A 13,498-nucleotide genomic window follows, 5' to 3' on the forward strand; every position below is an offset into this window, starting at 1 on the left:
AAGGGGACCTCAGTCCCCTTTTTCATGTGATTCGATAAAGTTCTCCAGCTCCCGGTTCAGCAAAGAGGCATCACCTAGGTTAAGCTCCACCATGCGCCGCAAATGGCTGATGCTCTCCACATCAATATGCTGGCAGGTCAGGCCTATCATCCCCGGTTTCTGGTGGGCTATCAGCGCCTGCATCTGTACTTCCACATCCGAGTCGGGCAAGGTGAACGACAACAGCAGGCTGTCACTGGCGGGTGCGAACTCAGCCGGGGCCTCCAGCAGGGCGCCATTCAGGCTTAAGTCAAGAATACGGGTTTCCCATTGCATTCCATCACCGGACAAGGTGGCTTTGGTGTCAAACAGTATTCGCGAGAACTTGCGCCTCTCGTCCATAGTGGGTCCTTTCTACTGGCCGGGTAAACTTCCATAAGCATAAGTCATGCGGCTGCGGCTGTAAAAGAGTGCAACCGATTTTTCCGTATGTTATCCGCGATTTCGGGGCCAAGGTTGCTGTGCTGATCCCAGTTCTGCCCGGCAGATATGAAATATGAAAAAATATGAATATACTGATGCAGTCAAAGTTCCCGGAGGTATCCCATGGCTTACACAGTCCTGGTTGTCGATGATGAAGCGGTCATTCGCACCCGTCTGAAAGGCTATTTCAGCAAGGAAGGTTATCGGGTGCTGGAAGCGGCCAATGGCGATGACATGTGGCAGCAACTGGCGCTGACCCATGTGGACCTTATCATGCTGGATATCAATCTGCCGGGCACCGATGGTCTGTCACTGACCCGTGAGCTGAGAAGCCGCTCCGAAGTGGGCATCATCCTGGTGAGTGGCCGCGACGAAGCTGTCGACAGAATCGTTGGTCTTGAGATGGGTGCCGACGACTACGTCACCAAACCGTTTGAACTGCGCGAACTGCTGGTGCGGGTAAAAAACCTGCTGTGGCGTATCTCTCTGGTAGCCAAGGCAAAACAGCAGGCAATGGCCGCCATGGACGAGGGCGATGACAGAATCGAGTTCGACGATTACGTGCTTGAACTTGGCAGCCGCAAGTTGTCCCGGGGTGAGGAGATTATCAAGCTCACCAAGGCGGAGTTTGAATTGCTGGTGGCGTTTGCGCTGCACCCAAGGCAGGTGTTGTCGCGGGAGCGTTTAATGCAGCAAACCAGTCATCGCAGCGAAGATGCCAACGACCGCACCATAGATGTGATTATCCGCCGCCTGCGTGGCAAGCTGAATCCTGAGCTGTTTGTGACCGTCCACGGTGAAGGCTATCTGTTTGCAGCCAGTGTCAGGGATTAAACCGATAAACGGGGTAAAACTCGGCTGGCGGCAGTGAATCCGCCAGTGCCGGCGCATCGCTGTTGTCCGGGGTTCTGACCACAATAGCCGGCCCTACATCGCCAAAGGCATCATCACCCTGCAGCTGCCTTACCGCCAAATCCACCGCAACCATGCCCTGTAATACTACCTTGTCGTCACAGGCCACGGCGATTTTGCCGCGCTGCAGCGCGCGGGCAATGGCGGGGGAAAAATAACTCGAGCCCAACACAATCGGATGGGACGGCGGCGTCTGGCCAAACTGATTCACTGCCACTTCAATGGCCACAGCGCTGCCCACAATGGCGTCAGGACGGCTCGATTCAAGCAGCTGCTGTAACTGCTCCCGCTGCAGATGACGATTGTTGTCGGCATGGCGAATGGCGCCAATGCTGAGCTTGCTGCCGCTGAGGCTTTCGCTGATGCCCTGCTCAACCAGGTCGGTGCCGCCAACAGACTCAGGCCCGGCGAGCAGCGCCAGGCTGGCGTTGGATGTAAAGCGGCTTTTAATGGCATTGCCGATAAGGCTGCCCATTTGATACCAGTTCACCCCAATGTGGGTGCCGACCCTGGCATCATCGAGCTTGTTCACCAGCGCCAGTACCGGCTTATTCAGCTCCCCCGGCAAACTTTTAAGCAAATGAGGACTAACGGCGCCCAGCAGCACAGCATCAAACTCGCCGCTTAAACACTGGTCCAGCTGGGTCAGTTGGCGGTCGTGATTGGGGTAGCCGCCGGCTTCGAACATCTCAAAACTAATGCCGAGTTTTTTTGCCTGAGTGGCAAGGCCATAGTTAATGCCAATCCAGTAGGCATCCTTTAAATGCGGCACCAGCACACACAGCTTCCATGGCTGTTGGGCACGGCCAAGGGGCGTCAGGCGCAGCGGCTTGGTTTGCTGCTCGATGGCGTTAAAGGGCGTTCGCTGCTCTAGCTGCCATGGGGCGGCCTCGGCGGTGGAAATTCCCAGCGCTATCAAGAGTAAAAGGATCCTGGGGCTTATGTTCACGGCAAGAGTTCCGTAAGATGGTCACAGCCGAAGTGTATCAGCTATAGGTGAGCCTGTGACCCCTCCTTCATTGTCCTTCTCCAGTCTGTCCGGACGCCTCATTCTGGCCTTTGTGCTGTTGGCTGCATTGCTGCTGTTGCTGGTGAGTTTGGGCTCGGTGAGCCTTCACTGGGTTAAGCAGGCCGACCACATGCTCTACGAGCGTTCTTTACCCGCTTCCGATGCCGCCCGCGAGCTGGTGCAATCGGCCTCGGCGCTCACCGAGAACACCCAGCTGCTTGCCCGGGTCAGTGAAGAAAATCAGCGGGAGTTTATTGGCCGCAAGCTGTCCATCGAAACGGCCAATCTGCTGAGCGCCGCCGAGAAGCTAAGAAGCCTGGGGGTAGATACCGCCAACACCCTGGGGCGGGACTCGGGCGATATCGTCTCGGGTCTGGCCGAGCTTGGTAATCGGGTAGGACGTAAGCTGGCGCTGTTGAATATGCTGAGCGAGCAGGCCAACAGTCTGGCCATTGCCAGCGCCCATGCCCGTGAGCTGCTGCAGGCCGAGCTGGCTGTGGTGGATGCAGCTATTCTGGCGAAACTCAGTCAGGCGTATCCGCAGCAGGCCGGGCAGGGGCGCAGCGCCCGTTTACTCGATGACATCATAGAAACAGAGCTTGATATTCAAAGCCAGTTGCAGCGCGCTCTGTCACTTATCAACCGTATTGCGCTGGTGGCCGAACTCGCCGATGAAGGCACAGACTCGGGGCTGCCCCTGGGTGATATTCTCGGTGAGGGCGCTGCGGATAGCTCAGCTGATGGCGCGCTGGAAAGCGGCCTTTGGCCACTCAAGCGCGTCAGCCAGCTGGTGCGTGACCCTGTGCGTCAGGCCTCACTCGAAGAAGAAACCCGGCGTTTACTGGGGGTGGGGGAAATGCTGAAACTCAGAGCCGAGTTTCTGACCGCCAGTCGCTCGGCCAATTCATTGCAGCAACTGCTGCAGGATAAGCTGTTTGGTCTGAGCCAACGCCTCGACCGGGCGCTGCAAACCCAGGGCGCCAAGGCGCTTGAGGCCCGTAAAGACTATCTGCGCCAGCTCTCCTGGGCGGGTGTGGGGTTGTGGGGAACCGGCTTTGCCATGTTGCTGCTTATTCTGCTGGTGTCGTACCGGGTGATTTACAAAGGCATTGCGGTGCGCCTCGGTGAAGCCACTGCCGCCATGCACAGTCTGGCGCGGGGCAATACCGATATCAGTCTCGACCCCCACGGCGATGATGAGCTGACCGCCATGGCGGAGGCAATCGAGGCCTTTAAAGCCAAAACCATTCGCAATCAGGAGCTGTCCGGCGAGCTTCGGGAAAGTGCCCGCGAGCTTGCCAGCCATAAGGCCGCGCTGGAAGTGAAGGTGATAGAGCGCACCGCCGAGCTTGCCAGTGCCCGGGAGGCGGCGGAAAACGCAAGTCAGGCCAAGAGCCGCTTCCTTGCCACTATGAGTCATGAAATTCGCACGCCGCTCAATGGGTTAATGGGCACGCTGGAGCTGCTCGATAAGGATAAAAGCCTAACCGAGCCCCAGCATCAGTTACTGGGGCTGTCACGCTACAGCGCCGTGCTCTTGCAGACTTTGTTATCAGATATTCTTGATTTTTCACGGCTCGAAAAAGGCCAGCTTAAGGCACAGCCCGCCCCTGTGGATTTGCCGCGGCTGCTGGATGAAGTGATGAGTCTGATGCTTGCCGGTGCCAGCCTTGCCGGACTCAGGCTTGAACTGCTGGCGCCCGATGTGCCGCAATACGTGAGCCTCGATGGCCCCAAACTCAGGCAGGTGCTGCTGAATCTGCTGGGTAATGCCATTAAATTTACTGAGCATGGCGCTGTGGTATTGCAGGTTAGCGTTGAGGGCCAAAGACTTGTTTTCAGCGTGACCGACACCGGCGTTGGCATGGACGAAGCGACCCGGCAGCGACTCTTTATCCCTTATGAGACCGGCGATGTGCAGGGCAGAGCCCGTGGCACCGGACTTGGGCTTGCCATCAGCCGTGAACTGGTGTGCCTGATGTCCGCAGCGGACCCGGAGCCTGACAGCGGCAATGAGGGTGGCATTCGGGTTGAAAGTGAGCTGGGCATTGGCAGTCGCTTCAGTTTCAGTCTGCCGTTGGTTCACAGTGCAGCCCCGGCCGAGGCGGTGGTTCAGTCCTTTGAGGCGGCATCGCCCAGGCGGATACTGCTGGTGGAAGATAACAAGGTGAATGCGCTGGTGGCCCGTGGCTATCTCGCTACCCTGGGCCACGAGGCGTCTTGGGCGCGGGATTTGGCCGAGGCGCGCCAGCTGCTGGCCGCAGAGCAATTCGATGCCCTGATGCTGGATATGCAGCTTCCGGACGGTGATGGTCGCAGCCTGTTGCCATCGCTGCCAGAGGGTATTTGGGTCGCGGCATTTACCGCGCAGGTTGATTCCGATGCGGTGGCGGACTATCAGCAGGCGGGCATAGAAACTGTGCTTGCCAAGCCGCTTAGTCTGGCGGCTCTGGGGCTGTGGCTGGGGGATGCCTCGCTGAGGCAAGCGTCACTGACGCAAGTGAAGCAGACACAAATGCAACAGACACAAGTGCCACCCACCAGCACGGCGCCAAGTGCGGCCAGCGGCGCTCTGGCTTCATGCTTCGATTTGTTAAATACCGAACAGCTTGAGCTCGATTTGGATATTCTCGGCCGCGAGACCCTGGATGAGATGGCGCAGCAGTTTAGCTCCTCCAGCAAGGCGCAGTTTGCGGCCTTTGAGCGGGGCGTGGCTTTGCATGAGCGCCAAACCCGCCTGCATGCGCTAAAAGGCGCCAGTGCCAGCATGGGTTTGGAGGCGTTGGCACAGACGGCGGCTGAGCTGGAAAAGGCGCTGCAGCACAGCGAGATAACAGAAACCCAGTGGCAAGAAAAACGCCTGCCAGAACTCAAAGCGCTGTGGCAGGCGTCGTTGCAAGCGCTGGCTGATTGGCTCAACGCTATCGATTGATTAAGCCCAATGATTGATTAGGCCCAATGATTGAACCAGCCCGGTTGCTGGGCTGGCTCAATGGTCGGCGACTGACTCAATGGTCAGCGGCAGACCACCGCGACAAAACACAGAGATGCGGTTCAGCCCCGCAATATCTCAGTATCGAGCTTTGCCCAGGCGAGTGTAAAGTCGCCAAGGGCACCGTAGAGCGGGCTTACAAGCTTAAGCCTGCCAAGCCTTGCATTAAACTCCGCCAGCCAGCTTAAAATGGCGCTTTCAAGAAACGCCCGCTGGCTGTCAGCACTTGCCTGCTCACAAAGGTGCGCCATTAAGGCAAGGATCACAGCCAGATGGTCGCTTGGCTCACGAAAATCATCCGCAAGCCCAAGACCTGCCGAGCGCAGATAATCACTCATCAGCTGATGCTTTTCGCCGTAGAGGCTGCGCTCGCTTTTATCCTGGGCAGCTTTATCGTGACCAACCGTCTCATTCTCCGCTTTTTCGCCAGCATCACCAAGATAGAGGCTTGCGTAGGGCGCGGCGCAGTGCTCAGCATTTTGCAAAAAGGCGCTGCAGAAATCGGCGGCAAGTTCGAGGCGGGCATTGTCGTCCTGAGCCTGGCTGGCTTCAATCAGGGCCTGCTGGATTTGCGCGGCGGGCCCCTCAAGCTCGGCTTCCCCGGCAAATGCTTGCCAAAGATCTGCGCCGGCAAGTTCACTAATGCGCTCAGCACTTAACTCTTTGGCAAAGAGCGAGCTTAAGAGCTGCCACACCGAGGCGCGCACGGCATTCATTTCATTAGCGGCCATGCCGTCATTTGTTTCTTTAAAAGACGTTTCTACAAACGAGGATTCTGCAAGCGAAGAGTGAGACGTTTTCATTACAGTGTTACCTCCACAGGGCCTGTGAACGAACTGACTTCGGGCAGCTTGCCTTCAAACTTCTCAAAGTCCACCAAACAGGTGTAGGCCGCACAGGCCTGCGCCAGTTTGGAAGTGCCAATGTCCATGGTCAGGGTGTTGGGGTCGCCGTAGGAGCACAGGGCACCGATTTCGTTGCCGCCTTCTTTGCTGCCATCCTTGCCCACCGGGCCGTACCAGGCGCCTTCGTGGATACGGATAACCCCTTTAGGGAAGCGCTTGGAAATCACAGCACCGGCGAGCAGCTGGCCGCGGTCATTGAATACCCGCACTATATCACCGTCTTTCACGCCGCGGGCCCTGGCATCCTCGGGGCTGATGTACACCGGCTCGCGACCCTTGACTGTGTAAGTGGCGCGGTACTCTTCGCTTTCGCACATCTGAGAGTGCAGGCGCTGATCCGGGTGGCAGGATTGCAGCCACAGCGGGTGCTTGTCGCTGCCGGGGCCACCGTGGCTGCGCTCCTTTTTCTCCATCCACATGGGGTGGCCTGGGCAATCATCGTAGTTAAAGGCGGCAATCTTGCGGCTGAAAATTTCAATCAACCCCGATGGGGTGCCCAGCGGATTGATTTCCGGGTCGGCACGGAAATCCGCATGACGGGTCCACTCTTCACCTTCACCGAAGTGCACATAGCCTTCTTTCCAGAAGGTAGCGAAATCCGGCATCGGGTACTTGGCCTTGTTGGCCTCACGGCACTCGTTGTACAGGTGTTCAATCCACTGCATTTCGTTCATGCCACGGGTGTATTCCTGCTCGCGGCCGAGGATGGCGGCAAAACGGGTGAATATTTCAAAGTCGGACAAACTGTCGAACAGCGGCTCCACCATCTTGTGCATCGCCAGAATGCCGCGGTTGGCGTAGCTGCCGTACACGTCGATATCGTTGCGCTCAAGCGTGGTACAGGCGGGCAGCACTATATCGCTGAAGCGTGCGGTGGCGGTCCAGTTCACATCTATGGTGACCACGGCTTCCAGCTTCTGGAACGCCTGCTTCATGCGGTTTCTGTCCTGATGGTGGTTCCAGGGGTTGTTGCCCGAGAACACCATCATCTTGATATCGGGGTAAGTCACCCGGCTGCCGTTGGCGTCGATGGTTTTGCCAGGCTCAAGGATGGCATCCACCCAGCGCGCCACCGGAATGGTGCTGCTGGCGCCTTTGAAGTCGTTGCTGTCAAACAGTGGCTTTTTGCCTTCATCGAGGTTACGGGGGAAAGCGCCGGGGGCTGCTGCCGAGGTGGCGGGCACACCGATGCTGGAGTAGTGGTGACCATAGCTGATACCACCGCCGGGCAGACCAATCTGACCTATCATGGTGGCCAGCACCGCCGCCATCCAGTAAGGCTGCTCGCCGTGCTGCTGACGCTGGATACACCAGCCCATCATGATTTGGGTGCGGTCTTTCACCATCACCCTGGCGAGGTCGCGAATGGTTGCCGCGCTCACGCCGCAAATGGCCTCGGCCCACTCAGGCGTCTTGGGGGTGTTGTCGGTTTTGCCAAGCAGGTAAGGCAAAAAGTCCTCAAAGCCCAGGCTGTAGCTCTTAACAAATTCGGCGTCGTACAGCTTTTGCTGATACAGCTCGTAGGCGATGGCGAGCATCATGGCCACGTCGGTCTGGGGGTTGATATACAGCCGCTCGCAGCCAAGGTAGGCCTGAGTCTTGGTTTCAACAGGGTCGATGCTGATGACCCGAATTTCCCCCTTGGCGACTTTTTCTTTCAGCTCAGCCAGATAGCCGAAGGATTCGTGGGTCTCGGCGTTCCAGCCCACCTGCAGGTTTTTCACCGGATCGTTTGACCACAAAATCAGGGTCTTGGTGTTTTTAAGGATAAGCGGCCAGGAGGTACCCTGGGCATACACCTCGGTGGAGCCCAGCACATAAGGCAGAATAGTCTGACCGGCGCCGGTGGAGTAGTCGCCTACCTTTTTGACGAAGTTACCGTGCATGCTCACAGCGCGCTGCATATGGCTGGTGGAGGAGTGCAACTGGCCGGTGGCGCGCCAGCCGGTTTGGCCGGCATGCAGGCCGCTTGGGCCATATTTGGTCTGGATTTCATCCAGCGACTCTTTAAAGAGCTGCAGCGCTTCATCCCAGGTCACCCGCACAAAGCGGAAGTCGCCCCGCTCGGCGGTATTGCTCTTGTGGCCGTTCTTGTAAAAGTCGAGCCTGACCATGGGGTAGCGAATACGGGATGGGTTGTACACCAAGCCCTTGATACCCTTAATCATATCCGTTGGATACTTATCGAGCTCGAAGGGTTTGACCTCGGCAATCACGCCGTTTTTACGGCGAATTTTAAAGGCGCCGAAGTGACTGCCGGTGGTGAGCCACTCGTCACGGCCGCGGGGCGCGGCCAGTGCGTTCAATGGGCTCAGCAGGCTGCTGCCGCCAATGGCCATACAGGAGGCTGACATCAGGCCTTTCAAAAAATCACGTCTTTTCATCTGACTGTCTCCCCTTAGTGGGCATCTTTGTTAAAGGTGGCTGAGTGTTCCTGCAGGTACTTCTGTACCAGTGCCTGGGTGTCCTGATCCATGTTGACGAAGGCCAACATGCCCTGGAACATACCCGGCCAGGTGTTGGCATCGAAGTGCGCTTCGTCTGGCTGGGTGTGGCACACGCTGCAGCTGGTGCTGTAGGTCGACTTGGCATAGCTCCACAGCGGGGCAATGTCGCCAAGCAGGTAGTCGGCGTCGGTCCAGATGTCGGCTTCAACCCGCTCCCACATCAGGCCCGTCATGGGGTCTTGTTTCTCTTCAAAGGTGCGGATAAGGTCTGGCGTTTTGGCGGCATCCAGCGACAGCTGGGCCGAGAGGATGTTCACCCCAAAGTCGAAGTAAATCACCCGGCCTGCGCCCACACGCTTGCGCCAGCCTTCGATGGCCACTTTTACGCGCTTGCCGCTGGTTTCCAGCACCTTGACCTTGGTGGCCACGTTCAGAGTACCCGCTTCTTCGGCGGTGGTGGCATCCAGATACAAAGGCTTGGTCAGGGCGCTGAAGTAGCTTTCGCCCACACTTGGGGTGACGCCGCTGCCCACTTCGGCAATCAGCTCAGGGGCGCGGGCAGTGCCCATATCTGGCAGCTTGTGGGCAATACCCTTGTGGCAATCGATACAGGACTGGTCGATTTCGGCGGCGCGTTTCATCTGCTTTTGTGCCAGAGGTGACATGGTGTCCCACTTCATCGACTTGTAATCGTGACAGTTTTTACAGGCAAGGCTGTTGTCTCTATCGAAACGTTTCCACTCACGGCTCGCCATCTCGAGGCGCTTGGCCTCAAACTTTTCGTCGGTGTTGACGGTCTGGAATAACCAGCCCCACACATCGTGGGAGGCTTCCATTTTACGGGCGATTTTACGGCTCCAGTCGTGAGGCACGTGGCAGTCGGGGCAGGTGGCACGCACGCCGGAGTGATTTGACCAATGCACAGTCTGTTGCAGCTCCTGATACGGCTTGCTTTCCATGCTGTGGCAGCTGATACAAAACTCTTCGGTATTGGTGGCTTCCAGTGCGGTGTTAAAGCCGCCCCAGAATACGATACCCATGATAAAGGCGCTGATGGCAATAAAGCCCAGACTCAGAGTGAGTGCGGGCTTACCGAGGGTTTGCCAGAGAGAAGAGAACCATTTCATATGCAATATCCTCGAAAATCAGTGGGGCGCAACGCCGGTGACGGCCTGGTAAACCCAGAGCGCCAAACCGTAGAGGCTGATAAAGGTGACGGTAAGTGCCGGAAAAAGCAGAAAAACAATAAAGCCTAAGCCCTTAAGCTCCCGGCTTCTGCTCTCCTTGGGGGATTGAGTGGGGTGTGACATGGACGCATCTCCGTTTCTTTGATGCGTCCACTATAAAAAAAGGATGTGAATGGCCTTGCGGGCGGGCGTGAATGGCTTTTGATAAATTATGTAAAAATATGAACAGAAGCGTCAGGGGCGGCGGCCAAGATGGCTGTATGCCCTGAGCAAATCCTTCCAGGTGATAATGCCGACCAGCTTGCCGTCTTCCAGTACCGGCAGTGAACCTATGCTGTATTCGAGCATCAATAAACTGGCGTCATCCAATGACTTGTGCGGCGCTATGGTCACAGGATCGCGGGTCATGACCTGATGCACCCGTTTTTGCAGGGTTTCCTGATCGCGATTGGTCTCACCGATGGCGCCTATGTGCGGACTGATGGCGCGCAGCAGATCCCGCTCCGACAGCATGCCGCTGAGGCTACCGTCTTCATCCACCACCGGCAGGTGATGAAAACTCGCCTGATCAAAGATTTCCTTTGCCAGCACCAGGCGGTCGTCCATTTCTATGGTCACCAAGCGGGTGATCATGATATCGGCGATATTCAGTTCCATAACCCATTCCTGAGAAATCCCGTTTCTCTAGGTATATCAGACTCCTTGCGCATGCGCGAGTCAGACTTGGGTTGTTTGCAACCTGTCAGGCTCCTGCTGCCCTTGCCGATGAACCCCAATATATCGCTCATGCTTCCTGGCTTTGAGCCTGGTTAAATCTACCCGCACCAGTCCGTCGATACAGTGATTAAAGTCGGGGTCGACACCGAAATCGGCGAAGGTCACGCCGCCTTCGCTGCACAGGTCACTGTACTGTTTGTACAGGGTTGGTACTGCCACCCCCATGCCCGACAGCGTGTGCTTAAGGCGCTTGAAGGCCTCATCTTCGCTGAGCCCCTGATAGAGACTGTCCAGGGTTTCACGTCGCTCCCGCGAGATACGAAACGGCTGTTTGGCACGGGCCATGGGCTCGGCGGCGCCATAAAAGTGCTGATAGAAGTGCACCAGCATCTCCCTTGCGGCCAGCGGCATCTGGCCACTTATCGATACTGGGCCAAACAGGTAGCGATACTGCGGGTTGCGGGCAATAAAGGCGCCGATGCCAAACCAGAGATAATCCAGGCTGCGCTTGCCCCAGTATTTGGGCTGCACAAAGCTGCGGCCAAGTTCAAGGCCCTCGGCAAAACAGGGGGCAAAGGCGTCGGTGTAATCAAATAGGCTTTGGCTGTATAGGCTTTGCGGTCCGTTGGCCTGATGCAATGAGGCGGCGCAGGCGAAGCGGTAAGCGCCCACTATCTCCAGCGCTCCGCCATCCCAGAGCACCAGATGAAAATAGTGGCTGTCGAAGGCATCGATATCGCGGCGCTTGCCAGTGCCTTCGCCAACGGCTCTGAATGCCACTTCCCGCAGGCGGCCAATCTCGCGCATGATGGGGCTTGCCCCTTTGTGGCGGTAGAGGTAAATGCCTTTGCCATCGGCGGTTTCTCCAAGACGCTCGCATTCATCCAGCGCCGCTTTCAGCTCGGCGCGGCACTCGGGTCTGGCGATGGGACTTTGGGTGCGAAACAGCGGTGGGCGGTTTTTACCGATGCGGTACAAATGGTTTTTCAGCAGGCCCACCATGGTGGTGCGGTCAAAGTCGTTGGCTCTCAGGGTATCGAGTGCGATCAGCTCACCAATGCGGATAGGCATAGTTCGCTGCTTCTGCCGGAACATCTCTTTGACCAGCAGCAATGTAGAAAGCGGCTTGTAAATCATAGAGGTACCGTAAAAGGTGGCGGAGTTGCGCGCATCGGCAAACATCGGCAGCAGCGGTGCATCGCAGGCCTGGGCTATTTTCAGAAAACCGGATTGCCAGCGGGTGTCGCGTACCCCGTTGGGACGCAGACGCGACACTTCCCCGGCGGGGAATATCAGCAGTGCGCCTTCGTTTTGCAAATGACGGTGAATGGCTTCCAAATGCTGTTTGGGCGTGCCGCCACCCATGTTGCGTACCGGCAGCAAAATTGGGTGCAGCGGTTCGATGGCCATCAGGATTTCATTGGCCACGACCTTGATATCCGGGCGGATTTCGCCAATGAGTTTGATCATCGCCAGCGCATCCAAAGAGCCGATGGGATGGTTGGCAAAAATCACTACCCGGCCTTCGCGGGGGATATTGTCGATATCGGCATCGGGCACGCTGAAGCTGAAATTCAGCGCTTCCAGTACGGCGCTGGCAAAGTCGACGCCGCGCAGAAAGCCAAATTCCGAGGCGATACGGTTACATTCTTCTTCATGGAGCAGGTATTTGAGGGCGGCGCTGACCGGACGCTTAAGCCAGGTTTTGCCCGAGAGTTGGGGCAGGTGGCTGTCTATCAGATTATCGACGGTAAATATCATGGCGGTTCCCGTATCAGGCGACCCGGCGGCGGGCCTTGGTGGCGAGCAAGATTTCCTGTTCCAGTTCCAGGCGATGGGCACCGTGGTTCCACCGTAGCAGCTGGAAATTGCCCTGGGGCGTTTCGGCGATAAGGGTGGTGTTTTCGACCCAGTCACCTGTGTTGGCGTAAATGCGCTGACTGTTTTCATCCAGCGCGGGCTGGTGGATATGACCGCACACCACCATGTCGCAGCCTTCGGCGGCGCAGTAACGCAGTGCGGCATCGCGGTATTTGCCAATGGCGGCCTGAGCTTTGCTCACCCGCGACTTGATGTAACCGGCCAGTGACCAATAGGGGAGGCCAAGGCGTTTGCGGGCGCTGTGCAGGGCGCGGTTAAGCCACAGCAGCAGGTCATACAGGTTGTCGCCCAGCCGGGCATGGAAGCGGCCGATGGCGATGTCGGCATCAAATTGATCGCCATGGATTACCCGCACTTTAAGCCCCTGGCGACTCAGGTGGTCGTGGAACAGGCTGATGCGAATACCGCGGAACAGACCGCCTTCAAAGCGGCGGAACCACTCATCGTGGTTGCCGGGTACATAAACAATTTCCACGCCCTGCTCGGCCAGTGCCAACAGTAATTCCAGCACTTTTTTATGGCTTTCAGGCCAGTAGCTGCGCCGTTTCAGCGCCCACAGGTCGACAATATCGCCCGCCAAAACCAGCTTGTCGTAATGGTAGGACGACAGCAGGCTCAGCAGCGCTTCGGCTTTGCAGTCCGGGGTGCCAAGGTGCACATCGGAAATCCACAGGCAGTGGAAGCTGCCAAGGGCGCCGCCGCGACGTTTGCCTGGGGAGTCTTGTGTTGATGAGCGGGGTGCTGATGATGTGGGCGTTGATGATAGTGGTGTAGCGGATGAATCGTTGGCGCTGAGCTTGGGGTTGATGTTGTCGTTGCTGCTGATCTTGATACCAGTAGTGGGCGCAATTTTAGTGTCGGTATTAGCGTTACCGTCAGTATTACAGCTGTCAGTAGTACAGGAAGAAGTGGCGGACTGGGCTGCCGTCAATGATGGCGTGTTGGTGTCCATAGCGACTCCGGGCGTTTGCAATAGCTGCAGTCTA

11 protein-coding genes are annotated in these 13,498 nt (G+C 57.3%); 2 read left to right on the forward strand and 9 right to left on the reverse strand.

All coding sequences use genetic code 11. From position 1 onward, the window contains the following. Positions 1-9 precede the first annotated feature (9 nt). A complete protein-coding gene (locus STH12_RS02555) occupies positions 10-381 on the reverse strand; it encodes a PilZ domain-containing protein (RefSeq protein WP_126166110.1) in 372 nt (123 codons plus the stop codon). Between the two features lie 204 nt (positions 382-585). Here STH12_RS02555 and torR point away from each other — a divergent pair, with 204 nt between their 5' ends. Further along, on the forward strand, positions 586-1,296 hold the full coding sequence (gene torR / locus STH12_RS02560) for a two-component system response regulator TorR (RefSeq protein ID WP_126166111.1): 711 nt from the start codon (positions 586-588) through the stop codon (positions 1,294-1,296). On the opposite strand, the gene torT is transcribed toward torR, so the two are convergent. Next, entirely contained in the window at positions 1,286-2,323 is a 1,038-nt protein-coding gene (gene torT, locus STH12_RS02565; RefSeq protein ID WP_126166112.1) for a TMAO reductase system periplasmic protein TorT, read from the reverse strand. The two genes, torR and torT, sit on opposite strands and share 11 nt — an antisense overlap. A gap of 55 nt (positions 2,324-2,378) precedes the next feature. On the opposite strand from torT, the gene torS reads away from it, so the two are divergent. Beyond that, positions 2,379-5,315 (forward strand): TMAO reductase system sensor histidine kinase/response regulator TorS, encoded by a 2,937-nt coding sequence (gene torS, locus STH12_RS02570; RefSeq protein ID WP_126166113.1) that lies wholly within the window; start codon positions 2,379-2,381, stop codon positions 5,313-5,315. Positions 5,316-5,437: 122 nt separating this feature from the next. Here the strand turns inward: torS and torD are convergent, their stop codons facing one another. From torD to STH12_RS02605, 7 genes are all read right to left on the reverse strand, one after another. After that, positions 5,438-6,106 (reverse strand): molecular chaperone TorD, encoded by a 669-nt coding sequence (torD, locus tag STH12_RS02575; protein WP_164551128.1) that lies wholly within the window; start codon positions 6,104-6,106, stop codon positions 5,438-5,440. 71 nt (positions 6,107-6,177) lie between these two features. Then, entirely contained in the window at positions 6,178-8,664 is a 2,487-nt protein-coding gene (torA, locus tag STH12_RS02580; protein ID WP_126166115.1) for a trimethylamine-N-oxide reductase TorA, read from the reverse strand. Positions 8,665-8,678: 14 nt separating this feature from the next. Continuing rightward, positions 8,679-9,854, reverse strand: coding sequence for a pentaheme c-type cytochrome TorC (gene torC, locus STH12_RS02585; RefSeq protein WP_126166116.1), 1,176 nt, complete (start codon positions 9,852-9,854; stop codon positions 8,679-8,681). An 18-nt stretch (positions 9,855-9,872) separates the two neighbouring features. After that, positions 9,873-10,037: a periplasmic nitrate reductase, NapE protein gene (locus STH12_RS02590; RefSeq protein WP_011759105.1), complete on the reverse strand. Its 165-nt coding sequence runs from the start codon at positions 10,035-10,037 to the stop codon at positions 9,873-9,875. A gap of 111 nt (positions 10,038-10,148) precedes the next feature. Then, positions 10,149-10,571: a CBS domain-containing protein gene (locus STH12_RS02595; RefSeq protein WP_126166117.1), complete on the reverse strand. Its 423-nt coding sequence runs from the start codon at positions 10,569-10,571 to the stop codon at positions 10,149-10,151. A 60-nt stretch (positions 10,572-10,631) separates the two neighbouring features. After that, positions 10,632-12,392 (reverse strand): bifunctional ornithine lipid synthase OlsF, encoded by a 1,761-nt coding sequence (gene olsF, locus STH12_RS02600; protein ID WP_126166118.1) that lies wholly within the window; start codon positions 12,390-12,392, stop codon positions 10,632-10,634. A 13-nt stretch (positions 12,393-12,405) separates the two neighbouring features. Further along, the gene (locus tag STH12_RS02605) at positions 12,406-13,464 is read right to left on the reverse strand and encodes a UDP-2,3-diacylglucosamine diphosphatase (RefSeq protein WP_126166119.1); all 1,059 of its coding nucleotides are present in this window, start codon (positions 13,462-13,464) and stop codon (positions 12,406-12,408) included. Positions 13,465-13,498: the final 34 nt, after the last annotated feature.

This window comes from Shewanella khirikhana (assembly GCF_003957745.1).
Taxonomy (GTDB): domain Bacteria; phylum Pseudomonadota; class Gammaproteobacteria; order Enterobacterales; family Shewanellaceae; genus Shewanella; species Shewanella khirikhana.